This is a genomic window from Wolbachia endosymbiont of Bemisia tabaci (genome assembly GCF_003999585.1).
In the GTDB taxonomy this organism is placed as follows: Bacteria; Pseudomonadota; Alphaproteobacteria; order Rickettsiales; family Anaplasmataceae; genus Wolbachia.
Map to the genome: position 1 here is coordinate 561,097 of NZ_CP016430.1, position 22,799 is coordinate 583,895.

20 protein-coding genes and 5 pseudogenes are annotated in these 22,799 nt (G+C 34.3%); 8 read left to right on the forward strand and 17 right to left on the reverse strand.

The genetic code is table 11. The features are described 5' to 3' along the window. Window positions 1-30: 30 nt before the first annotated feature. On the reverse strand, window positions 31-753 hold the full coding sequence (locus BBB02_RS02595) for a Bax inhibitor-1/YccA family protein (protein WP_127463888.1): 723 nt from the start codon (window positions 751-753) through the stop codon (window positions 31-33). A gap of 201 nt (window positions 754-954) precedes the next feature. Further along, on the reverse strand, window positions 955-2,142 hold the full coding sequence (locus tag BBB02_RS02600) for a cysteine desulfurase family protein (protein ID WP_127463889.1): 1,188 nt from the start codon (window positions 2,140-2,142) through the stop codon (window positions 955-957). 134 nt (window positions 2,143-2,276) lie between these two features. Here BBB02_RS02600 and BBB02_RS02605 point away from each other — a divergent pair, with 134 nt between their 5' ends. Beyond that, the gene (locus tag BBB02_RS02605; protein ID WP_127463890.1) at window positions 2,277-2,975 is read left to right on the forward strand and encodes an alpha/beta hydrolase; all 699 of its coding nucleotides are present in this window, start codon (window positions 2,277-2,279) and stop codon (window positions 2,973-2,975) included. A gap of 246 nt (window positions 2,976-3,221) precedes the next feature. Here BBB02_RS02605 and BBB02_RS02615 read toward each other — a convergent pair whose 3' ends face one another. Then, window positions 3,222-3,896: an ABC transporter ATP-binding protein gene (locus tag BBB02_RS02615; protein WP_127463891.1), complete on the reverse strand. Its 675-nt coding sequence runs from the start codon at window positions 3,894-3,896 to the stop codon at window positions 3,222-3,224. Between the two features lie 26 nt (window positions 3,897-3,922). Next, on the reverse strand, window positions 3,923-4,372 hold the full coding sequence (locus BBB02_RS02620; RefSeq protein WP_127463892.1) for a HesB/IscA family protein: 450 nt from the start codon (window positions 4,370-4,372) through the stop codon (window positions 3,923-3,925). 47 nt (window positions 4,373-4,419) lie between these two features. On the opposite strand from BBB02_RS02620, the pseudogene BBB02_RS02625 reads away from it, so the two are divergent. Together BBB02_RS02625 and ribD are read left to right on the forward strand one after the other, a co-directional pair. Then, window positions 4,420-5,604: pseudogene (locus tag BBB02_RS02625) on the forward strand (deoxyguanosinetriphosphate triphosphohydrolase). Further along, on the forward strand, window positions 5,604-6,845 hold the full coding sequence (ribD, locus tag BBB02_RS02630) for a bifunctional diaminohydroxyphosphoribosylaminopyrimidine deaminase/5-amino-6-(5-phosphoribosylamino)uracil reductase RibD (RefSeq protein WP_127463893.1): 1,242 nt from the start codon (window positions 5,604-5,606) through the stop codon (window positions 6,843-6,845). The pseudogene BBB02_RS02625 and the gene ribD overlap by 1 nt, the downstream one beginning before the upstream one ends. Before the next feature lie 63 nt (window positions 6,846-6,908). Here the strand turns inward: ribD and BBB02_RS02635 are convergent, their stop codons facing one another. Beyond that, window positions 6,909-7,328: a collagen-like triple helix repeat-containing protein gene (locus BBB02_RS02635; RefSeq protein WP_127463894.1), complete on the reverse strand. Its 420-nt coding sequence runs from the start codon at window positions 7,326-7,328 to the stop codon at window positions 6,909-6,911. Between the two features lie 134 nt (window positions 7,329-7,462). On the opposite strand from BBB02_RS02635, the gene truB reads away from it, so the two are divergent. From truB to pnp, 3 genes are read left to right on the forward strand one after another with little or no spacing between them, the layout of a single operon-like run. Next, the gene (truB, locus tag BBB02_RS02640) at window positions 7,463-8,467 is read left to right on the forward strand and encodes a tRNA pseudouridine(55) synthase TruB (RefSeq protein ID WP_063630827.1); all 1,005 of its coding nucleotides are present in this window, start codon (window positions 7,463-7,465) and stop codon (window positions 8,465-8,467) included. A 7-nt stretch (window positions 8,468-8,474) separates the two neighbouring features. Further along, window positions 8,475-8,747 carry a 30S ribosomal protein S15 gene (gene rpsO, locus BBB02_RS02645; RefSeq protein WP_015588069.1) on the forward strand — a complete coding sequence of 91 codons (273 nt, stop codon included), beginning with the start codon at window positions 8,475-8,477 and terminating at the stop codon, window positions 8,745-8,747. A 14-nt stretch (window positions 8,748-8,761) separates the two neighbouring features. Beyond that, window positions 8,762-11,038, forward strand: coding sequence for a polyribonucleotide nucleotidyltransferase (pnp, locus tag BBB02_RS02650; RefSeq protein ID WP_179948516.1), 2,277 nt, complete (start codon window positions 8,762-8,764; stop codon window positions 11,036-11,038). 100 nt (window positions 11,039-11,138) lie between these two features. Here the strand turns inward: pnp and rpe are convergent. From rpe to BBB02_RS02690, 8 genes and pseudogenes are all read right to left on the reverse strand, one after another. Then, window positions 11,139-11,825, reverse strand: a pseudogene (gene rpe, locus BBB02_RS02655) (ribulose-phosphate 3-epimerase). Between the two features lie 154 nt (window positions 11,826-11,979). Continuing rightward, window positions 11,980-13,458: an N-acetylmuramoyl-L-alanine amidase gene (locus BBB02_RS02660; protein WP_127463895.1), complete on the reverse strand. Its 1,479-nt coding sequence runs from the start codon at window positions 13,456-13,458 to the stop codon at window positions 11,980-11,982. Between the two features lie 74 nt (window positions 13,459-13,532). After that, a pseudogene (locus BBB02_RS02665) lies at window positions 13,533-13,718 on the reverse strand (EndoU domain-containing protein); the annotation flags it as partial. Window positions 13,719-13,798: 80 nt separating this feature from the next. Further along, window positions 13,799-14,071 (reverse strand): group II intron maturase-specific domain-containing protein, encoded by a 273-nt coding sequence (locus BBB02_RS02670; protein WP_458694619.1) that lies wholly within the window; start codon window positions 14,069-14,071, stop codon window positions 13,799-13,801. A gap of 1 nt (window position 14,072) precedes the next feature. Then, window positions 14,073-14,367, reverse strand: a pseudogene (locus BBB02_RS02675) (EndoU domain-containing protein); the annotation flags it as partial. Between the two features lie 49 nt (window positions 14,368-14,416). Then, window positions 14,417-15,604, reverse strand: coding sequence for a phosphoglycerate kinase (locus BBB02_RS02680; RefSeq protein WP_179948523.1), 1,188 nt, complete (start codon window positions 15,602-15,604; stop codon window positions 14,417-14,419). Window positions 15,605-15,683: 79 nt separating this feature from the next. Beyond that, entirely contained in the window at window positions 15,684-16,964 is a 1,281-nt protein-coding gene (glyA, locus tag BBB02_RS02685; protein WP_127463898.1) for a serine hydroxymethyltransferase, read from the reverse strand. Next, window positions 16,936-18,174, reverse strand: a complete 1,239-nt coding sequence (locus BBB02_RS02690; RefSeq protein WP_127463899.1) for an MFS transporter — start codon at window positions 18,172-18,174, stop codon at window positions 16,936-16,938. The genes glyA and BBB02_RS02690 overlap by 29 nt, the downstream gene beginning before the upstream one ends. A 487-nt stretch (window positions 18,175-18,661) precedes the next feature. Between BBB02_RS02690 and BBB02_RS02695 the strand changes: the two genes are divergently transcribed. Continuing rightward, a complete protein-coding gene (locus BBB02_RS02695; protein ID WP_127463900.1) occupies window positions 18,662-19,174 on the forward strand; it encodes a hypothetical protein in 513 nt (170 codons plus the stop codon). A 16-nt stretch (window positions 19,175-19,190) separates the two neighbouring features. On the opposite strand, the gene BBB02_RS02700 is transcribed toward BBB02_RS02695, so the two are convergent. The 4 genes from BBB02_RS02700 to hemE form a co-directional block, all read right to left on the reverse strand. Then, window positions 19,191-19,508 (reverse strand): DMT family transporter, encoded by a 318-nt coding sequence (locus BBB02_RS02700; RefSeq protein ID WP_010403511.1) that lies wholly within the window; start codon window positions 19,506-19,508, stop codon window positions 19,191-19,193. A gap of 48 nt (window positions 19,509-19,556) precedes the next feature. After that, window positions 19,557-20,750 (reverse strand): pyridoxal phosphate-dependent aminotransferase, encoded by a 1,194-nt coding sequence (locus BBB02_RS02705; RefSeq protein WP_127463901.1) that lies wholly within the window; start codon window positions 20,748-20,750, stop codon window positions 19,557-19,559. Between the two features lie 94 nt (window positions 20,751-20,844). Then, the gene (locus BBB02_RS06105) at window positions 20,845-21,123 is read right to left on the reverse strand and encodes a hypothetical protein (RefSeq protein WP_218937010.1); all 279 of its coding nucleotides are present in this window, start codon (window positions 21,121-21,123) and stop codon (window positions 20,845-20,847) included. Between the two features lie 33 nt (window positions 21,124-21,156). Beyond that, window positions 21,157-22,173, reverse strand: a complete 1,017-nt coding sequence (hemE, locus tag BBB02_RS02710) for a uroporphyrinogen decarboxylase (protein ID WP_127463902.1) — start codon at window positions 22,171-22,173, stop codon at window positions 21,157-21,159. A 402-nt stretch (window positions 22,174-22,575) separates the two neighbouring features. Here hemE and BBB02_RS06720 point away from each other — a divergent pair. Further along, window positions 22,576-22,799 (forward strand): annotated as a pseudogene (locus BBB02_RS06720) (hypothetical protein); the annotation flags it as partial.

A 22,799-nucleotide genomic window follows, 5' to 3' on the forward strand; every position in this document is an offset into this window, starting at 1 on the left:
CTTACTATCCCTCCTTACAAAGGGGAACACCTAATCCCTATTATTAAACAAGTTAAGTAACCTAAGTAAATTGAGGAATATGTTGATAAAGTCAAAATAAAGGTTAGTTGCACCAAGTATAGCTAGTTTAGTCATTGCGACTTCTGAACCATCATTATATCTATAATAAACATCTTTAATTCTCTGAGCATCGTACGCGGTCATTAAAGTAAACACTATTACTGACACAAATGATATTGCAAAATAGAGTGGACTACTCCCAAGGAACAGATTAACTATAGATGCAATGATTAATCCCCAGATTCCCATAATCAAAAAAGAACCCATACTGGTCAGATCTTTTTTTGTAGTATTACCATACAAAGCCATAGAACCAAACATGATCGATGTAATGAAAAATGCTCTCGCTATATTTTCTGCAGTATAAATTATAAAGATATGAGATAAAGAAATTCCCATTAAAACTGAGAATAGAAAAAATACAGTAAGTGTTGACTGAGCACTTAGGTGTTGAAGCCTAAAAGACATATAAAACACCAATGCAACTGGGGATAGCATTACCACAAGCGATAGAACAGGATTGGAATAAATCACCTGGAAAAGACCAGAAAACACTGTTAAAAACGCAACAAGCCCTGTAACACCTAAAGCTAAAGCCATATAATTGTATACTTTAGTTAGGTAACTCCTGAGTCCAGCACTATAATAAATGCCCTGAGAGCGAATATCCTGTTCGTTTTTCATATAAGACATATGTAACTCCTTATTATCTCTTGATGATATATTATAATACAATACAGCGTTTTTATCAAGTATAAAATGACATACTACAATTGAATGGTGTGGTATGCAATTAGAGAATTTCTTCCATAACTATAAGCAAATCGGTTTTCAGCAGCATTTAACTATTATAACAACCTCTGGCAATAGAAATTACTTTCACCATTCCCTCTATCATGATTTAAGGGGAATGGTGAAAGTAGTTTTTACATTTACTAAAGCATTCTTCTTATAGATACTATACCAACAATCCACTATTTTTTCTATGTCTCGCGGTTTAACCTCCGGACCTATACTGATTCTAATTGAACATTCTGCTTGCTCTTTTGTTGCTCCCATTGCAAGCAAAACATGAGAAGGCCCAACTTTTCCAGAAGAACATGCAGAACCATTGCTGACTGCAATATTATTTAAGTCAAAGCACATGAGCTGCAGATCATTCTTCACTCTCGGCATATAAATGAAACTTGTATTTGGCAATCTTTTAGAATTTCTGCCAAAGATCTTGATATCACTGACAAGACTTAATAACCCATACTCCAATTGATCACGCAGCTTCTCTACTTCATCCATCTTTGATAGAAGATCTGGAATGTTTTGCAATGCAGCAGAAAGACCTACTATTGCAATAATGTTTTCTGTACCACCACGCAATCCTTTTTCTTGCCCACCACCTATTATAGTAGGTTCTATTACAAGCTTTTTGTCAAAAATTAAAACTCCACTACCTGCTATACCACCAAATTTGTGAGCAGATAAAGTAAGTAAATCCACTCCTAAATCTTCCATGTTTAATTCGATTTTCCCAACACTTTGAGCAGCGTCAGTGTGACAGATTGCCCCGAATTTATGTGCCATTTTAGCTATTTCCTTAACAGGCTGGATAACTCCAGTTTCATTATTAGCCATCATCACTGAAATTATTACTTTATTCCCTTCAAGTTCGCTTAGAATTTTTTCTAGCTCTAAAAAGTCAATAATACCCTCTTGATTAACGGGTATTATATGTGGATTACATGCAGAATTAAGAATTGAAGGATGCTCTATAGCTGAAATTACATGCAGATAGCCTTTCATTCCTCTCATGACGAGGTTGTTTGCTTCAGTTGCACCAGACGTAAAAACTATTTCTTTATCATATGGAATGCTAAGAGCATCACGTACGTTATCTCTTACCTCTTTAAGAATCTTCCTCGCTTCTTGTCCTCTTTTATGCAGCGATGATGGATTTAGTGTTTGTTTCGACAAAATCTCAAGTATACTTTTTTTTACATTTTTACTCACTGGAGCAGTTGCATTATAATCAGCATACACGTAATTACTATCTTCCAGGGAGAATAAACTCACAGGCTTATTTGTCACTTACCATCAACCAATTATGTATGTTAACTTTAACACGATAAAAATTTATTGCAAAAACAGGGAAATTAATACATAATTAATAAACAATTTACATTATCAACACCTGTCGAAACAGGTTTTTATTAGGAGTCATCATGGTAGAAGTCTTTTTAAATAATTCAACAAAAAAAATAGAAGGTAGATACCATCAAAGCAAAGATACCAATGCACCGGTTGTGCTAATTTTACATCACCATCCCCAATATGGTGGTAGTATGGATAGTAAGATTATACATACTATATATGAATCTTTTATCGATAATAACTTTTCTGCATTGACAATTAATTTTCGTGGTGTCGGAAAATCTACCGGAACTTTTGATAAGGGTATAGGAGAATTAACTGATGCTGCAGTAGCTATTGATTGGCTTCAGGAGCATAACTCTAACAACGTTCCAATTTGGATAGTCGGTTTTTCTTTTGGAGCATGGGTAGCTATGCAGTTAACAATGCGCCGTCCAGAGATAGTAAGTTTTGTTGCCCTTTCTCTTCCAGCAACTAAATACGATTTCTCTTTTCTCTCTCCTTGCCCAGTTCCTGGACTTATAATACAAAGTAATAATGATACAATTTCAGAAGAAAGCGATGTAACAGAATTAGCACAAAGGTTAATAAATTCGGTAAAAAATAACCATATGGAATACCATATAGTAGACGATACTAACCACTTTTTAAGGGATAAAGAAGAGGAAGTAGCTCAAACTATAGATAATTATATAAAACTACGCTTAAACAGTGCAGTCACTTCCTCCAAAAAAGTTAAAAAAGAGATAAGGGTAAAAGAATATGCCTAACTTTACAAATGAGAGAAATGAACGTATTAATATAAATAAAAAAAGTCTTGTTATGTTTAGGCAATTATTATTTCTCGTTTTAGCAATGTTTATGCTGTCAGGATGCTTTCTAAGTAAACAGCGTAAGTTAAAGAGTCCGTGTATAAAAAACAATGAAAGCATTTCATGCGAATTACACTCTGTTAATGACCATTGGTTAAATAAGTACAAGTTATAGGTAGCTTTGTATTGTACTGTTTCTTCCATTTACAGCTTTACTAATGATCGGTTTTTTAACTGAAAAATGTGATCTGCTTTTTCTGCAAGGATATAGTTGTGTGTTACTATAAGCATAGAGCTGTTATTTTCCTTTACATATGAATGTAACAGCAAAAATACATTCAAAGAATTTGTTGGGTCTAAATTTCCCGTTGGCTCATCTGCAAGTAAAAGCTTTGGAGAGTTTACAATGCTTCTTGCAATTGCAACCCTCTGCCTTTCTCCACCAGAAATTTCAGATACCATACTACTTGCTTTACTTTCCAAACCAAATTTTTCCAATATTGCTTGCGATTTTTTTTTTGCTTCAGCTTTGCTTTTTCCTGCAATGAGCTGAGGAAGCATAACGTTTTCCAACACTGATAACTCTTGTAATAAATAGTGAAATTGATAAACAAAGCTAAGAAAATTTCTTCTTACATGAGTTTTATGCTTATTACTGGCTTGCGTGCAATTTATTCCATCTATCGTCACTATACCTAAAGTTGGCTCATCCAATAGACCTGCAATTTGCAATATAGTTGTTTTTCCTGATCCTGAACTACCAATCAATGCAACTACTTGCCCTCTTGTAATCTTCAGGTTGATATCTTTTACAATGGCAGGACTTTTTTTGAAGCTCTTACTCACAGAAGCTAGCTCTAGTGCTACATCACTGTCCATATTATAAAAAGATCCAGGAGGGAGAATTAGACCGAGAAACTGTTACCACACCCACATCGAGACTTAGCGAGAGCATTCTTGATTTGAAAACCAGAACCACTTAGATCTTCAGTATAATCTATAGTTGAATTATTTAAAAATTTCGCTGAACAATTATCAACCATTAACACAGGGTTTCCATTCTCATCATTAATTACTATATCTTTACCTTTTTCACTAAAACTGGAGTGGCTTCTATAATCCTCGCTATCTTCGTCATCGTCAAAATCGTCGTCTTCATCATCGTCAAAATCGTCATCCAAAGACATCTTCTTATTTATTTGATCCATAAGAAAATTATACTTGAAGCCAGAGCATCCACCACCTGAAACTGCAACCCGCAAAATAGAACTCTCATCTCCTCCTTCTTGTTCTACAAGGGAGTGGATTTTTCTTAATGCATTGTCAGTTAAGTTAATATTGTAATCTGTTGACATAACAACCACCGTTCATTATTGATAACCTATTATAGTAGAAATTTTACATGTCAAACAATAATTTTCTATTAAGTTACGCGTGCTTTCCAAATAAAACAAAAGGAAGAAATTTTAAAGAGCCAGAAGATGAAAATCGCAGCTGCTTTCAGCGTGATAGGGACCGAATTATTCACTCTAATGCGTTTAGGAAACTAGGATACAAAACACAAGTTTTTATCAATTATGAGCATGACTACTATCGCACTCGGCTAACTCATAGCCTTGAAGTTGCACAAATTGCAAGATCCATCGCACGCAGGCTCAGATTAGATGAGGACATCACTGAATGCATAGCGCTTGCACATGACCTTGGTCATCCTCCATTTGGTCACACAGGTGAGAATGCTCTAGTTCAAATTGATAACGAGAAGTATAAGTTTGATCATAACGTTCAAGCTATAAGGATTTTAACTTATCTTGAACAAAAACATGCTGACTTTAATGGTATGAATCTAAGTTGGGAAGTGATTGAAGGCGTTGCAAAGCATAACGGTCCTTTACTCGGTCAAAATGCAGCATCTCACACAAATAATCAGCTATTATTAGAATACAATGAAAAATAATATGATCTAAAGCTTGAAGAATTTTCAAGTCTTGAAGCACAAGTTGCTTCGATTGCTGATGACATTGCTTATAGTGTTCATGATCTTGATGATGCACTCAGAGCAAATTTAGTAATAACCGAAGATTTGCTCGATGTTCCTTTAATTGGCAAAATGTTCAAAGAAGTAAAAAGCGAATATTCAGAATTGGCTCAAAGCAAACTCATACATGAATCACTGAGTAGAACTATAGGGATTATGATAAATGATGTCGTTTTTCAGACTGAAAGAAATATTAAAGACTACAAAATAAAAAGCGTAGAAGATGTAAGAGGTCTAAATACAATGCTAGTCACATTTTCACCAGAAATTGCAAATGCCACAAAAGAGATGAAAAAATTTAACATGGAAAAAATATACAGAAGCTATAAATTGAATAGAACAATGAACAAAGCAAAACGTATAGTACAGGAGCTTTTTCAATGTTTTTATGAAAACCCAAGGTTATTACCTATAGAGTGGAACAAGCTTGCTTGTGAATCTCAGCGTTCAGTAATAATATGTGATTATATCTCAGGTATGACAGATAGATTTGCCATACATGAGCACAGAAGAATTTTTGATACCTCATACGAAATGACTTCTTTCTAATGACTGATGATTATTTCATGTCGATCGCATTAAAACTTGCAGAAAAAAGTCTTGGAAGTGTTGCACCAAATCCCACTGTTGGATGTGTCATTGTAAAAGACGGTATGGTGATCGGTGAAGGCTACACAGGAATCGGTGGACGTCCACATGCAGAAGTAGTTGCTTTACAAAATGCTAAAGACTTAACTCATGGTGCAACTATGTACGTCACTCTCGAACCATGCTGCCACTTTGGAGTTACAGAACCTTGCACTGCAGAAATCATAAAATCAGGAATAAGAAAGGTAGTGATTGCAGCAATTGATCCAGATAGTAGAGTTTCAGGCGGAGGAATTAAAGCTCTGAAAGAAGCAGGAATTGAAGTGAAGCAAGGTATTATGCAGAAAGAAGCAGAGAAGCTGAATGTTGGCTTTTTTACCACCAAGAAACTCCATAGACCATTTATAGCTTGCAAAATCGCAACAACTCTTGACGGAAAAATCGCAACATTTACAGGTGATAGCAAATGGATAACAAGTGAGGATACGAGAAATTGGATACATGAGCTCAGAGCAAAATATGACGCAATTATGATTGGCAGCAATACCCTTGTTAGTGACGATCCACTCTTAACTTGCAGATTACCAGGGCTCGAAAATAGATCACCAATAAGGCTAATTATAGATAGCCAGGAAAAATTGCAGGAAGAGCATAATATTGCAAAGACTGCAGACAAAATAACAACTTGGATGATAACAAGTAAAGAAATAAAAAGAAAAATAAAAAATATTAACTACTTAGTAGTTAATTCAAGTAACAACCCCCCTGTTATTCCAGATGTCACTCCAACACACCCTCCTATTATTCCAACACCTTCTCCTGTCATCCCAGTGCCCAGACACTGGGATCCAGAAAACTTCAAGCAATTGCATAATGAAAACTGGTCACGCGCTGGAATGACATCGGAGCCTGATATTATCGATAAAGTCTGCCTAAAAGACATGGCATCAAAACTTGTTTCAGAAATTGGTATAACAAGGTTATTAGTTGAAGGTGGAGGAGTGTTAGTTACAGAATTATTAAAGCACAATTTAATCGACAGATTGATAATCTGCCGCAGTGGTAAAATTTTAGGTAACGATGCAACTCCTTTTATAGGGAATTTAGGAATTCAATTCATCAAGCACTGTCATCAGTTCAAGAAAGTAGAGCTCATAGACTTTGATGAAGATATAGTTGAATTGTGGGATAGGCTATTGTAACTTTTACACATCCAGATGAAAGGAGAAAAAAAGAGGTAGAAAATCTACCTCCTATATAAGCTATTACGCTGTTTTTTCTTGAAACTTACCTTTAAATATTTTCATAATTTCAGGTTTTTGTAGTTCAGATACAAGATCGAATGCTTCACCTTTCTCGCCTTGAGGTCCTTGGTCACCCTTATCGCCTTTTTCACCTTGGTCACCTTTCTCACCCTTATCGCCTTTTTCACCCTTAGCATTTTCTATTGCATTCATTTGCTGATATGAAGCATAAGCTGCTGCGGCAAAATATACAGCGGCAATAAATAGAACTGCAATTCCAGCAGGGCTAGCAATAAGTGCTAAAGATGCAGGTCCAGCAATTACTTTAGTAGCAATCAATAATGTTGTTATTGCTGCTGCTAAAGATGCAGTTGCAACTGTACTTTCAATACTCATTTTTGTTATGGGTGCTATATTTTTCAATTTCCATATAGTAGGCATAATAACTTCCTCCTTAATTAAGGTTTATAAAAAGTTAATTGTATATTAACAATGTACACTAGTCAAGCATTTGTATTAACAACTTAATATTTTATCTACTTTCTAAATTTTTACTAATTATGTAAGATTGATACATGGTAAATGGCTGGCTGAATCTTGATAAACCAACAGGAATGAGTTCTGCACAAGCTGTAACTCAAATTAAAAGGATTTTTGGAATAAAAAAAGCTGGTCATCTGGGAACACTTGACCCTTTGGCTTCAGGTATATTACCGATCGCTCTTGGTGAAGCAACAAAAACTATACCGTATTTATCTTGTAACTTAAAGGCATACAATTTCACAATCAAATGGGGAAAGCAAACAACTACGGACGATTTAGATGGTGATATTATTAGAACTAGCACTATAAAACCTCAGTATAATCAAATAAATTGTGCAATTAAGGATTTTATTGGGGAGATAATACAGACTCCTCCTCAATTTTCAGCAGTAAAAATTAAGGGAGCAAGAGCATATAAGTTGGCAAGAAGTGGGCAAAGGGTGAATATAAAGCCTCGACAAGTCAAAATACATGAACTGAAATTGATCTCTGTTGATACCACAAACAATAGTGCTGATTTTTCTATGACGTGTGGTAGCGGTGTATATGTGAGATCAATTGCTCGGGATCTTGGAGTAACATTAAATTGCTTTGGACACATTACAAAACTAAGAAGAAGTATGGTAGGTGATTTTAGAGAAACTGAATCAGCGACAATTGAACGGCTTATTGAAAAAAATACAACAGTCCATCCTTTGGTGTCATTCCAGCGCGTGACGCTGGAATCTAGAAAAAAAGAAGAAGAGTGGATCCCAGTGTCAAGCATTGGGATGACAGAAGATGATGTAGTGATAGGAAGTAATACAAAAAGTTTCATCATCCCCATTGAATCGGCTTTAAAATCGATGTTCAAAGTTGAAATTTCCCTAGAGGAAGCGAAGAAAATCAGAAAAGGTCAAGGAATTATATTAAATAACTTGCGTGGTTTAAAGAATTATGATATTTTTTGTACGATAGTGGGTAATGTACCTATTGCAATTTGCAGTTTTACTCATGGTTATGTGAAGCCTATTCGTGTTTTTAATATTTTGAAATGAGGTTTAGATGTCAATAACATCCCAAAAGAAAAAAAGTTTGATTAGTACATATGCAATTAAAGAAGATGATACAGGTTCATCTTTTGTACAGTGTGCAATTTTAACCGAGAGAATCAGTAATTTAACTGAGCATTTTAAAACGCATAAGCATGACCATAATTCTAAGCGCGGTTTACTTATATTGATAGGTAGAAGGCGCAAGCACTTAAATTATATAAAACGTAAATTTGGTAATGAAGCCTATCAAGAGTTAATAGAGAAGTTAGGCATTAGAAAATAATCGAGGAATTTTGTATGTTTGAAATTATAAAAAAGTCTATAGATTGGGAGGGGCGTACCTTATCTTTAGAAACTGGGAAAATAGCACGTCAAGCTGATGGTTCAGTAGTTGTAAATTATGGAGATACTTCTATCTTAGTCACTGTTGTACGAAAAAAGAAGGAAGAAAGTGTTGATTTTCTCCCTTTAAATGTGCAGTTTATTGCAAAAAGTTATGCCATGGGTAAGATTCCTGGTGGTTTTTTTAAAAGAGAAGGAAAACCATCTGACAGAGAAACTTTAATTTCAAGAGTAATAGATAGAAGTATAAGGCCGTTATTTCCTGAAGGTTTTCATGATGAAATTAGTGTAGTATGTAATCTATTAACTTACGATACGGTCAATTCTCCTGAAGTACCAGCATTGATAGGTACCGTTGCAGCTCTTGCAATTTCTGGTGTTCCTTTCCACTTTACTATAGCTGGAGTTATGGTCGGTTGTGATGAAAATAACAATTATATACTCAATCCTTCCGTTCAAGAGATGAAAGCAAGCAACTTGGATCTGTTTTTGTCTGGTGATGAAAATTCGATCTTAATGGTCGAATCGGAAGTCAAAGAGCTCTCTGAAGAAAATGTTTTGAGTGCAATAAAATTCGGCCATGAACATCTTCAACCTGTTATTAAGCTTATAAAAGAATTTGCTGATACAGTAGGCAATAAACCTGAAAGCTTTGCTCCTGTTGATATATCAGATATAACTCAAGAACTTGAAAAATATCGAAAAGACTTTGAAGAAGCATATTCAAAAACAGTAAAACAAGAGCGAGTTCAAGCTCTAGAAGTAGTCAGGAATAATATATTGAATACTCTTAAAGAGGCTGGAAAAGACGAAAAGTTAATTACTTATGCAGTAAAAAGCTTTGAAAGATCTTTAGTGCGTGAAATGATTAGAAGGAAAAGTGTGAGGATAGACAGCCGTAAGTATGATGAAATACGCCAGATAGAAATTGAGGCTGACATTCTACCCAAGACTCACGGTTCTGCACTATTTACAAGGGGTACCACTCAGGCACTAGTTGTTACTGCTCTTGGTACTACACAAGATGAGCAAATTGTGGATGACATTGAAGGGGATAGACGTGAACATTTTATGTTGCATTATAATTTTCCTCCATTTGCTGTTGGAGAGGCTTCTGCTATACGCGCACCAGGAAGGAGAGAAATTGGTCATGGTAAACTTGCTTGGAAAGCAATTCATCCTGTTTTACCTGATAAATCTGAATTTCCTTATACAATAAGGGTAGTATCTGAGATTATGGAATCTGATGGTTCTTCTTCTATGGCAACAGTTTGTGGAACTTCCATTGCATTAATGGATACAGGTGTGCCAATAAAGGCTCCCGTTGCAGGAATTGCTATGGGTCTCATCAAAGACAAAAATGAGCATATAATACTTTCTGATATACTGGGCGATGAAGATTATCTTGGTGATATGGATTTCAAAGTAGCAGGAACTAGCGAAGGGATTACAGCACTGCAGATGGATATGAAAATTCCTGGTATAAGCTTTGAAATTGTTGAAAAATCTTTAGAACAAGCAAAAGTCGGAAGATTACATATCTTAGAAAAAATGAATGCAGTAATTTCAGAACATCGTAAGGGTATAAAAGATCATGTACCAAGAGTGTTATCGTTTTATATAGATAAAGATAAAATTTCTGCAGCTATTGGTGCTAAAGGAAAAAATATACGCAGTGTATGTGAAAGAAGTAATGCAAAAATTGAAATAGGGGATGACGGTAAAGTTTCTGTTTTTGCCATTAGTAGTACTGAAGCTGAAGCTGCAAAGAATATGATGATTGATTCAATAACAGAGCTAGAACAAGGTTCTATAATTGATGCTAAAGTTGTAAAGATAGAGAAGTCTATTGTAGAGCTAGAACTTCTTAATGGAAGAAAAGGAAAAATGCATATAAGCGAGGTAGCTAATCAACATGTAGAGTCCATTGAGGATATACTTAAACAGGGTGATACCTTCAAAGCTTTGATAATTGACTTTGAAAAAGGTGGATGTCCAAAATTATCAAGACGTCGTGTTGATCAAGAAACAGGTGAATTTTTTGAAGGTAAGCTTTACAATGAAGAAAGGAGAGATGGTTTAAATAATAGGGATAATTATTATAACAACTCGTTTAATAAAAAACCTGGAGATAATTATCATAGTAATAGACCTACTCGTCCTCGTTCTGGTTTTAGTAATAGAAACAGACCAAAATTTGGTAATAATGACTCGTCATCAGGTTTCTATTGAGGTTGAACTTACTTTCTATTATCTCAGTGTCGAAACACTGGGATAATAGGAATTTTTAAAACTGACAAGATAACAAAAATGGCTTGTGTTATCTGTAGGATTATAACGAAAGATTTTTAAGATCGTTTATAGTCTTTTTCACGTCTTCAGCTTTAAATATTGCTGATCCAGCAACTAATATATTTGCACCTGCTTTTATTACATCAGCTGCGTTAGAAAAGTTAACTCCACCATCTACTGAAACTTGTGTTTTAAGATTACGGTCCTGTATCATTTTCCTCACGGTAGATATCTTACTCAACTGCGAATGAATAAACTCCTGTCCTCCAAATCCAGGATTGACTGTCATAATTAGTACAATATCTAGCTCATGTATTATATATTCAAGCACGCTTGGAGAAGTTGAAGGAACAATTGAAACTCCAACTTGTATTGTTTTTTTTGTATAATTTTAATTTATGTCTTTGTATGATTTTATCTTTCTTACTAGCCTCTCAAGATGTATCTCTGCTTCTGCATGTATAGTGATAATATCAGCACCAGCATTTATAAAACTTTCAATATGGTTACCAGGAGATTTAATCATTAAGTGTACATCAAAAGGAAGATTGCTATATTTACGTATCGCAGAGATAACATTCGGACCTATTGTAATATTTGGAACAAAATTTCCATCCATAACGTCTATGTGTATATAATCTACATTCAAGTCGCTAATTCTTTTTACTTCCTCTCCTAATTTTGCAAAGTCTGCTGAAAGTATAGAAGGTGCAATTTTAATACCCATAGACTACTTTTTACCAAAAATAAAAAAAAGTAACTTATTTTTTAAACTCTGTCATCCCAATACTATATTAATCTCATTTAGAAATTTTTGTATCCTTCCAGATGCATGTGCCTTTATTTTTCTCTGCCCATTCATCTGGCCATCTTAATACTTGTTAGACTTCTTTCTTTGCCTCTTCTAAATATTCCAACACAGTTTCATGCAGCGCAGTCCAAGACATTTGCTTTTCCATATTCGGTATAAACTTTTGTTTCCAAGTGTCCTTAAATTCTTGAAACCACTGCTTCTCAAAGTTTTGGAAATCAGATAAAACTTCTGACCTAAATCCATTAATTAAATTCGAAACTTCTATAGCCTTTTGAGGGCTTATAGACTTAAAAGACAATATTTCATTCTTTAAAACATCTAGCTTCTTAAATGAATTAAGCTTAAATGGAATATAAAGCGAGGATCTTATATTATACCTTAGATAAGAGTCGTAATATAGCTTAATCTTGTACATGAGCATAGCAAATGCAGTAGAAGAAATATTATTTTCATATTCTGCAAAAGAAGATAATAAACGCTTGTAATCCTCTTCATTCAAAAATGGTGGTTGTAAACTTGATTCAATTTTATTATTAAAAGATGTGAATCTGTTGAAAATACAATTGCCATATTCGCTTAAAAATTCAGGCAAAATATCTTCCTGTTCTAATTTTAGAGGCAAGTCTTTTCTAATCTCTTTCGGCAAATGATGATGAATTGAAAACTGATTGATAACCCACGCAAAATTTTCATCAAACTCATTTGAGTAATTAGCATTATTGTCAGGAAAAATCATATTACCTTCCCTATCATTCCAAGGCAGTATTTTATAAAAAAAATTGTTCAACCTTTTTTTTAATTTCAAAATACTTTCACTCTTATCGCCTACCTTATATAAAACCTCTTCTACTTTTTGTCTTGCGTCTTGAGAACTGATTCTATCACCTATATGCAGTCCAATGCCATTTCTCTCCAATAACTCCCAATCAAATAACTTATGTGGATCAGGCTTACGCATTGCGTAACCTTCAATTGCTGAGTTGTATACTATAGTGCCTATTTCAGCGTGACTAAATATCATATCTTTTCTAATCTTAAAGCGCTTCATGAGGTACAAAATCAGATCTTTGACAGATTTCATTTGCTCTTCTGGAAAAGGCTCAAGCCCTGTGTTTACAATCTCTATACCCATAGAATAATCATTCAGTTTTCGTAGCTCTTCAACCACATTGTCTACTTGAACTTTCGCATAACTTATACCAGCATGCCATGCTCGTTTTTCGAGTGGAACCATCAGAGTAATGCTACCATCTCTATCAACAATAAGCTGTACTGATATACCTGAAGAATTTAATGCGCATTTTGTGATTTTTAATGTTGGAGATTCGGTATGATGCACTACCACCATCAACACTTTTTTGCTTTCTCTATCATCATAATTTGAACTTGGTGCAGGATCTAAAAATATTGGATTCTTTAATGATGTTTTCAAATCTTGAAAATCGTTCTCGATATCAATTAAGCAAGATTGCTGTCCATATACAAGAGGCGCTACAAGCAGCAACAGAAATAAAACAGACAAACATTTTTTTACTATAAGTCTCATGCAGCTTTACAAATTGCCCACAATATAACTAAATTAACATAATACGCATAAAATGTTTACTTTTTTTCAGCTAATCAAGGCTTGCTACAGCTACAATTAGTACTTTTATCATTACATTTTGGTGTTAAGTCAGGATAGAACTTAAGTATAGCGTCATTCTTTCTCACAAACACTGATTGATAATTGGCATCTTCAATTTTATACAGACATATTCCATCTTCTCCCAATTCCTTAAACGCCTTAGTTGCAGAAACTAAAAGGAGAGTAGACCAGCGGAACTTCCCCACCAGTCTCTCGCAGAACTGTACGGAAACCTCTCGGTTTATACAGCTCCCATTATTTAGCCCTTTGATCCTAACCCAAGTGTCCAATGATAGAAAATATTTGGAGACCTCTTTCTCACTTTTCCTAGAAATTGCTTTGCTAGTCTTCCATGATCTCGAAGTTTCTTATATTTGGTTCTGACCCATCTTATGAGGTATCTCTCTATATTTCTGAGAGATGTATACATCTCCGATTTATAAAACCTGCCATAGTACTGAAACCAGCCTCTGACTATTGGATCTATTTTCTTCGATATTTCCTCTAATGTGGTCCACGTAATCCGATGTATTCTCCATCGTATATCCTTTTCACCACTTCTTGATGCTGCGGACAATCGAGCAAAATTCTAAAATCTTCTTCATCAGGGTGTGTTCCCCAATCTCCACAAACTCTTAATACTCCTCTATCAAAATCAGTCAGCTCCGGAAGTGGTGGAATATAGTCTGGATCTGAAGAATCTGTTTTGAAAAACGGCTCAAAGTCAATTTGTGAATTTGCATCATTGAGATAATGCTCCTTAATGTAAAAAACAAATCCTATTACTGGTATTATCAAGCACAAGATTAACTTAGCTATTTTCGACATAATCATATTCATAAAGAAGCTAGGGTATAAGCAACAACTTAAAAAAGTTTTAATCTAATGTTGATCGCAGTCCTGGCATCTCATCACCACTTAGCCAACTTAAAAACGCTCCCCCACCAGTTGAAATATATGTAAAATCTTTATCGGCAAGACCTGCAGCATTTACTGCAGATAGGCTATCTCCTCCCCCTATTACACTGGTTAATTTTCCTTCGTGTGTCAAATCACTTACTACTCTCATCACCTCTACTGTACCATTTGCAAAAGCTGAATGTTCAAAAACACCAATAGGTCCATTCCACAGTAGAGTTTTACTGCTTGCTATTATACTGCTTATTGTGCTTAAAGTTTGAGGTCCGATATCTAAAATTATATCACCGTCCAAAATGGATTCAATTTTTCTTAAAACGCCAGTGCTATAATCAGAATTTACTGCAACCAAAACGTCTTCTGGCACAACTATTTTGCAATTGTTTTTATTTGCCGTCTCAACAATATCGTGCAGAAGATCATCAACGCCATTTTGAAAAAAAGACTTGCCTATATTAACTTTATTAAATAACAAAAAATTATTAGCAATTGCGCCGCCCAGAATAAGGTAATCAACCTTTTCTGCTAGTTTTATAAGCATTTTTATTTTAGTTGATATTTTAGCTCCACCAACTATCGCAGTAATAGGTTTAGCGTCAAACGATATAGCTTGCTCAAGATACTTTAGCTCATCTTGCAAGCAAAATCCTGCATAAGAAGGTAAAAATTCCGTAATGCGTGAAATAGAAGCATGAGCTCTGTGAGAGCAAGAAAACGCATCATTTATATATATATCTGCTAGAGATGCTAATTGTTTAGCAAAATTTGAATCATTCTGCTCTTCTTCTTTATAAAACCTCAGATTCTCTAGTAATATTATATCTCCTCCATCCATCGCATTTATTGCTCTTTGTACTCTCTCACCAATACAATCATCAATAAATTTCACTTCTTTGCTTAGCAGCCGCGATAAAGTTTCAATTACGTTTTTTAGCGATAGGTTACTGTCTTTTGCTTTTGGACGCCCAAAATGTGAGATAACAATAACTTTTGCACCCGCATTTGCCAAATACTGAATGGTAGGTAGCGCTCTCAAAATACGAGTGGCATCACAAATTCTTCCATTTTTTATAGGAACATTGAAGTCAACCCTGAGCAGAACATTTTTATTGTGAAAATCACAACTCTCTATGCTAGGTACATTTATCATAAAATTAAAGAGCTATAAAATCACTATACAATAGTTTAATCCAAAGTAAAGGAAGGAAATTCCAATGCTAAATAAATTAATAAATAGGAAAATTACTACAAATACTTTCAACTTTATTTTTCACTGCTTTTTCAACATCAGGGCTATTTCCATCAATTAATCCCTGAATTATTTCATTTATCAGATCAGCTATCTCTTTAAAATCTTTTTTCTCAAGTCCGCGTGTTGTCTCAGCAGCGGTACCAAAACGGAGCCCTGAAGTAATTGTTGGTTTTTCTGTGTCAAATGGCACGGAGTTTTTATTGCAGGTAATGCCAGCTCTTTCAAGGCTATTCACAACGTCTTTTCCAGTCAATTTCCGTGATCTTAAATCAACTAGCACTATATGAGAGTCAGTGCCACCGGTTATAATGTTCAGCCCATGCCCTTGCAGCGCTTGAGCTAACACTTTCGCATTTTCCACAACTTTTTTACTATAAGTTTTAAACTCTGGCGCTAATGCTTCCTTAAATGCAACAGCTTTTGCAGCTATCACATGCATAAGTGGCCCACCTTGCAATCCTGGAAAAACTGCAGACTGAATTTTTTTATGTAACGCTTCATCATTTGTCATTACCACTCCACCACGAGGACCACGTAGAGTCTTGTGAGTTGTAGAAGTTATAATATGCGCATATTTGGCAGGTGATGATGGGTAACAATCTGCAGCAATAAGCCCTGAATAGTGAGCAATATCTGCAAGCAGATATGCACCAACTTTATTCGCAATTTTGCGAAAGCGCTCGAAATCTATTTCTCTTGGATAAGCAGAAGCACCAGCAATGATTAGCTTCGGTTTATGCTCTAGCGCTAGACTTTCCACCTCATCCATATCAAGCAGGTAAGTGTCTCTATTAACTGTATACTGGATCGACTTAAACCACTTACCAGAGAGGCTCGGCTTCGCACCGTGAGTTAGATGTCCACCACAGTTCAGTGACAATCCAAGTATTGTATCACCCGGAGTAAGTAGTGAAGCAAACACTGCTTGATTTGCCTGAGAACCAGAATGAGGTTGAACATTTGCAAATTTAACACCAAATAGCTTACAAAGCCTACCTATAGCTAGATCTTCAATTTCATCCACATACTCACAACCACAATAATATCTCTTACCGGGATAACCTTCTGCATATTTATTGGTCAGAAAAGAACCTTGAGCTTCCATAACTGCTTTACTCGCAAAATTTTCTGATGCAATCAGTTGCAACTGTGATTTTTGTCGCCGCAGTTCTTTCTCTATAGGTTGATAAACTTCATCATCAAAAGACTTCAGACTACTTTTAGAGTCACAAATCCTTTCTGAAACACTTGTCATAAGAACTTTTCTTTAACCACATAAATCCAAAAACAGCTAAAAGCAAACATATAGGAATAATTGATATTGCTTTTACTAGTAACTCAGTACCATACACAGGATTTCCTTGTACTACCATTCCATTCCAACATAAATCTATTATTTTTGCAATTCCTGTATGAAAAAAATAGCCAAAAACCATAACTATCATGTTTGATATGGCTGTGGCCAAGCCTACCAAGTTATTGTTCACATAACTTATTGCTTTGTAAATAGTAATTACCTGATAACCAGACGCAAAGCCGATAACAAGAAGTGCAGGTAGTGCAATATATAAACCTCCAGCTTGTATAAAAAGCAAGAGGAAGCTAACGATCATTGCAAAAGAACATGCAATAATTGCCTCGTAATGTTTGTCGTCTGGATATTTCTCGAGCAAGTAAGATAAAAAGAATGATCCAGCTCCCATACCTATAAACATAAGGGAAGAAAGCGAAGATGCCAGATCCCCGGTCATTTGATATGCTTCACATAAGAACGCTTTTGCCCAACCATCAGCAAAACCTTCTAATGGTCCAACCATTAAGCCACCAAAAAAGCTGATTAGAATGATATGTTTATTGAAAAGTACAGTCTTTAAATCTTGAAGTATGTTGTCATTTCTACTCTCCTCTATGTTACTTTTTGGCGTTATTAAAAGCAACAACAGAGCAAGCAAACAACCAAACGCTGAGAAAGTATATATAACATAATTCCAACCAAATTTATTGAGCAAAAAGTCTAGAGGTAATCCACCATAAATAGCTCCCAGTAACCCTATTATTATAGATAAACTAGCCATCCTTGCTGATTTTTCTTGTGAGAAATACATACTTGCAACTTTAAAGAGTCCAATTGCCGAAGCAGATGACCCAACTCCAACAATCATTCTACCAAGTATTGAGTAATACCACTCGTCAAAGCATATTAGGGGTAATGTCCCAGCAAACGTTAAGACAATACATGCAGGTAAAACAAACTTTGGCCCAAATCTATCAAGGGCAAGACCAACAGGTATATGAGCAAGCGTATAGCCTATATAATATAGCCCACCAAATTGACCAACATCTGTAATACTTATGTTAAATTTTGTTATTAATTCAGGCGCGATTATATTTGGAATTACGCGTAATATATACTGGTATGCATAAAATAGTGATGCTAGCAACCATATGAAAAAATTTCTCTGCAATGCTAATATTACCTAAAAAACAGAATTATAGGTATTTTATCAGCAAGGAGCAACACTTTTGTAAATAGCTACTCTAATCCGAGTATCTTTCTTAAAAGAGACCTTTTAGCATATCTATAACTGGTTCATGGATAAGGTATATGAAAAAAATTATACCACAGATGATAAGGATTTTTATAATTTTACCCTTGTTCATCTTAAGCTTTATTTTTTTTACTATAAGTTTTAGTTTTGTTACAAAATTCATTTTACTTACGCTTTTATTTCGTGATAACAATTATATTTTAAATAGTATAATTTTTAGTAAAACTTGGCTTTAGAGACGTCTAAGTTAACTTAATATTATTTTATTTACGCTTTTATTCTGTGATAAAAATTATATTTTAAATAGTATAATTTTTAGTAAAACTTGGCTTTAGAGACGTCTAAGTTAACTTAATATTAACCTTTTCGCGTGTAAAATATAACATAAAAGCAAGGTGAGTGAATGAACATAGATACAATAGACAATACGCTACAAAACTATATAACAAAATACATTGAACAAACATTTGCCGCACACACAGGCAATAGATACGACAAGTTATACAGGGAACTTTTAAGTAGCGCAGAAGAGATAATAAAACTTACCGTAAACGAAGCAAAACAATATGATAAAAGCCTAGAAGAACTACGTAACAATTTAATATTTCACGATAAGAAATTTATTCAAGCTGTTGCTAAACACCAGATATTAGAATTTCTGAATACTCATCCAAAGAAGAAAGAAATCGTTGCAGAATTTAAAAATGAACATCATATCAACGAAAGTGATTTAAAAATTTTAAAGGAAGGAAAAGATTTAGTGAATAAAATAAATGACATTAACTTAATTCAACAAAATGAGAAAAGTGAAATATTGAACATTAGAAAGGTACTTTCTAAATCAATAGGAATGCCCTCTTCGAGAACTAAAAAATCCAAAGCAACTTTAGTAGAAAGTCCTGAGATGGTAAAATAGACACATCTAACTTTTCCTAATTGGAAAATACTTTTAATCCTATGATACCCAGTACTACCAAAGCAAGGGAAAATAAACGCCCAAAATTTACTGGGTCATTAAAAAACATTATTCCTATTATTGCTGCACCTATAGAGCCTATACCAGTCCAAACTGCATAAGATGTACCAAGGGGAATAGACTTCATTGCTAACGATAGCCAGTAAAGACTTACAGAACCGCTAACTAAAATAATTACTACAGGTATAACACGAGTAAAGCCATTGCTATATTTCAGTGCTGTGGTCCATATTATTTCAACCAAACCAGCTAATAGCAAATATACCCACGCCATAAATCAACTCTATCTTACTGAAATATTATACATAAGAATATTAAAAAGTTAACTTAGCATTTCACATGCTTTAATAATACTATTACATCCAATTTCTAATTGTTCCTGAGAGGTTGCATAAGAAATTCTGATAAAATTTTTCAGACCAAACGCAATTCCTGGAACAACAGCAACTAAATGGTCTTCCAACAAATATTCAGCAAAATCAAGATCACTATTTATTACTTTACCACTTTTCGTGCTCTTACCCAATAAACCTTCACATGCGACAAACAAATAGAATGCACCTTGTGGAATAGATGCTGACAATCCTGAAGCAGAATTTAGCTTTTTTACTACAAAATCTCTACGATCCCTAAAGATTTTTGTTCTTTCTTTCAAAAAACTATGATCACCGTTTAACGCTTCAACTGCTGCTGCTTGTGCTATTGAATTTGGGTTAGAAGTGCTTTGAGACTGCAGCGTAGAGATAGCTTTTATCACATCACTCCTACCTGCAATATACCCTATTCTCCAACCTGTCATTGCATAGGCTTTTGATACTCCATTGACCACAAAAACTCTATCATAAAGCTTCGGCTCAACCTGAGCGATAGTAAAAAATTTTTCGTCGTATATTATATGCTCATAAATATCATCTGTAACGACATTCACATGTGAATATTCAAGCAACATTTGTGCTATGTCTTTCAATTCATTACACGTGTACACAGCTCCTGCAGGGTTGTTCGGTGAATTAAGAATTAACCACTTAGTTTTTTCATTTATTTTGCTTTTCAATAATCCCGGTGTTAGTTTAAAATTTTGTCTACATTCTACTACAACTGGCAAGCCGCCAAAAAGACTTACTATATCAACATATGAAACCCAATAAGGAGCTGGAATAATAACTTCATCTCCAGAGTTAATTGTTGCCATGAACAAATTGAATAACACCTGCTTAGCACCTGTACCAACACAGATTTGCTCAAGCTTGTAGTTGAGTTTATTATCCTTTTTTAACTTATTGATTATCGCCTCTTTAAGCTCATGCGTTCCATCAACAGCAGTATATTTAGTTTTGCCTTCATTTATTGCTTGAATAGCTACTTTTTTTATATGATCTGGAGTATCAAAATCCGGTTCCCCTGCAGCTAAAACGCAAATTTTCTTTCCTTCGCTTTTTAACCTGTTTGCCTTATCGGTCACAGCAATTGTAGGCGACGGTTTTATCAGAGACATCCTCTTTGCAAGGTCTGACATAATCTCACTAAAGTTAAATAAAAATGATAAACTCTACACAATAAAAAAGCTAGAAGTTTTATTATTTTACATAAAGGTTGGTATTTTTGTATTCTTAAATATAGATATTAAAAAGCTTAATAAATTGAAAAAGGCAAATAAATCCCTGTATAGCGAGTTTTAATAATGTAAATTGATAATGCCCTAACAAGCGCGATTTAGCTGAATGTAAAAAAAATAAAAAAAGACATGCGGCCGCTATAATTTTTTGTAATTTGCCAATAAACATTTGAGTTTTTTTTACTGAATTTTGCCATTGAGCCCAAAAACAAGGATGAATACTCTTATCGTTATAGTAAGGAAGAGAATGAGGTTTGTCAAGTAAGGTTTTCATTCCACCCTCATAAAGGCTTTTCATACAAGAGTTTTAGTAATTTCTTACTAGGTCCACTAATGCAGCAATATTTTCAACCGGAGTATCAGGAAGCACTCCATGTCCAAGATTAAATATAAAAGGTAACCCTCTAAAACAATCTATTATACGCTTTGCTTCTTTAATTGCTTCTTCCTTATTATAAGCTAAAAGACTAGGATTAAGGTTACCTTGTAGAGGAATTTTTAGATTTGCTTTTGCCCACTCTATTGGAACATTATAATCTATACTTACTGCAGATATACCTGTTTGCTCGCAGTAATCTGTATAAAGATTTTCAGCAGAGCGCGGAAAACCTATTATAGGAAAATCAGGAAACTTATTCTTTATTGCTGAAACAATTTTCTTTGTTGGCTTGATTACATACCTTTCAAACAGTTCTCCCTGCAATATACCAGCATTGCTATCAAATAACTGAATAACATCTGCTCCAAACTCTATCTGTTTGATTAGATAAATAATTGTCGCTTCTGTTATTTTTTTAATTACTTCTTCTAGTTCTAGGGAACAGAAATGTAATACTTTAGAAAAAGTTTTACTACTACCACCCTCTATGATGTAGGAAGCTACCGTCCACGGCCCTCCAGCAAAGCCTATAAGGGACTTTTCCTCTGATAATTGGCTTCTTACTTTCCTGATGGCATTTAAGATTGGAAAGGTTTTAGTTTCAAATTCTTGTGAATTTTTTAACTCCTCAGAGCTTTTCACAGGTTTTATTATTGGACCCACACCGCGAACAAAATTCACATCACAACCTAAAACGTCAGCTATTATTAAAATGTCTGAAAAAATTATGGCTGCGTCCATATCAAATCTTTTTATTGGCTGTAGCGTCAGCTCTACCACTAAATCTATACTATAGCATATCTCCATGAAATTACTCGTTTTTTCTACGGCTTTGCGATACTCAGGAAGAGATCTACCAGCCTGTCGCATTAACCAAATAGGTACTTTTTCATTTGGCTTATTCTGCTTAATAGTTCTTACTATCGCTGTTTTGTTGCTTTCCAATCTATTTTATCTACTTTTTTCTATACTAAAGTATAGTAGTAATAATAGTTCTATCAATAAATTGTTATTAACTTAAAATTCAGTAAAAATTAATGTTACTTAACTTGTGGATAAATATGTTAACAACTTCTATATACTATTGATTTTGACTTATAATTTATGTGTATAAGTAAGATATTTATAATGTTAGTAATTTTCTTTTACGGAAAATACTTTACTATCATGTATTGTTACACAATTATGTATATGTCGTTGAGAAAGTTGTTGATCAATTGTTGGTATTTTATATTAACAAATAATTCACAAATTAATTTGACATTATTCACATGCTTATTAAACATTTAATAACAGTTTTCTTGATAGATCTGATCTAAAGACATTTTCACCATTAAAGGAAATAAATTGAACAAGAAAAGAACCTTAGTAGAAAAAATAGTATACAGAACTTTTCTCTTCCTCTTCAATAAAACTTCTGTGTTAAAAAAGTGTGCGACTGAGGCATTAATGGGTGATCTTTCAGATCTTGACATACTTAATAGTCTATTAAAATTCCGTGATTGTAGTATCATGGATATAATGACTCCACGTAAGGAAATATGCTCAGTAAACATTAAATCAAGTAAGGA

Coding starts and splice junctions, on each gene's coding strand:
- BBB02_RS02595 (WP_127463888.1), bottom strand. CDS start 753: ATGTCTTATATGAAAAACGAACAGGATATTCGCTCTCAGGGCATTTAT.
- BBB02_RS02605 (WP_127463890.1), top strand. CDS start 2,277: ATGGTAGAAGTCTTTTTAAATAATTCAACAAAAAAAATAGAAGGTAGA.
- BBB02_RS02615 (WP_127463891.1), bottom strand. CDS start 3,896: ATGGACAGTGATGTAGCACTAGAGCTAGCTTCTGTGAGTAAGAGCTTC.
- BBB02_RS02620 (WP_127463892.1), bottom strand. CDS start 4,372: ATGTCAACAGATTACAATATTAACTTAACTGACAATGCATTAAGAAAA.
- ribD (WP_127463893.1), top strand. CDS start 5,604: ATGACTGATGATTATTTCATGTCGATCGCATTAAAACTTGCAGAAAAA.
- BBB02_RS02635 (WP_127463894.1), bottom strand. CDS start 7,328: ATGCCTACTATATGGAAATTGAAAAATATAGCACCCATAACAAAAATG.
- truB (WP_063630827.1), top strand. CDS start 7,463: ATGGTAAATGGCTGGCTGAATCTTGATAAACCAACAGGAATGAGTTCT.
- rpsO (WP_015588069.1), top strand. CDS start 8,475: ATGTCAATAACATCCCAAAAGAAAAAAAGTTTGATTAGTACATATGCA.
- pnp (WP_179948516.1), top strand. CDS start 8,762: ATGTTTGAAATTATAAAAAAGTCTATAGATTGGGAGGGGCGTACCTTA.
- BBB02_RS02660 (WP_127463895.1), bottom strand. CDS start 13,458: ATGAGACTTATAGTAAAAAAATGTTTGTCTGTTTTATTTCTGTTGCTG.
- glyA (WP_127463898.1), bottom strand. CDS start 16,964: ATGACAAGTGTTTCAGAAAGGATTTGTGACTCTAAAAGTAGTCTGAAG.
- BBB02_RS02695 (WP_127463900.1), top strand. CDS start 18,662: ATGAACATAGATACAATAGACAATACGCTACAAAACTATATAACAAAA.
- BBB02_RS02700 (WP_010403511.1), bottom strand. CDS start 19,508: ATGGCGTGGGTATATTTGCTATTAGCTGGTTTGGTTGAAATAATATGG.
- BBB02_RS02705 (WP_127463901.1), bottom strand. CDS start 20,750: ATGTCAGACCTTGCAAAGAGGATGTCTCTGATAAAACCGTCGCCTACA.
- BBB02_RS06105 (WP_218937010.1), bottom strand. CDS start 21,123: ATGAAAACCTTACTTGACAAACCTCATTCTCTTCCTTACTATAACGAT.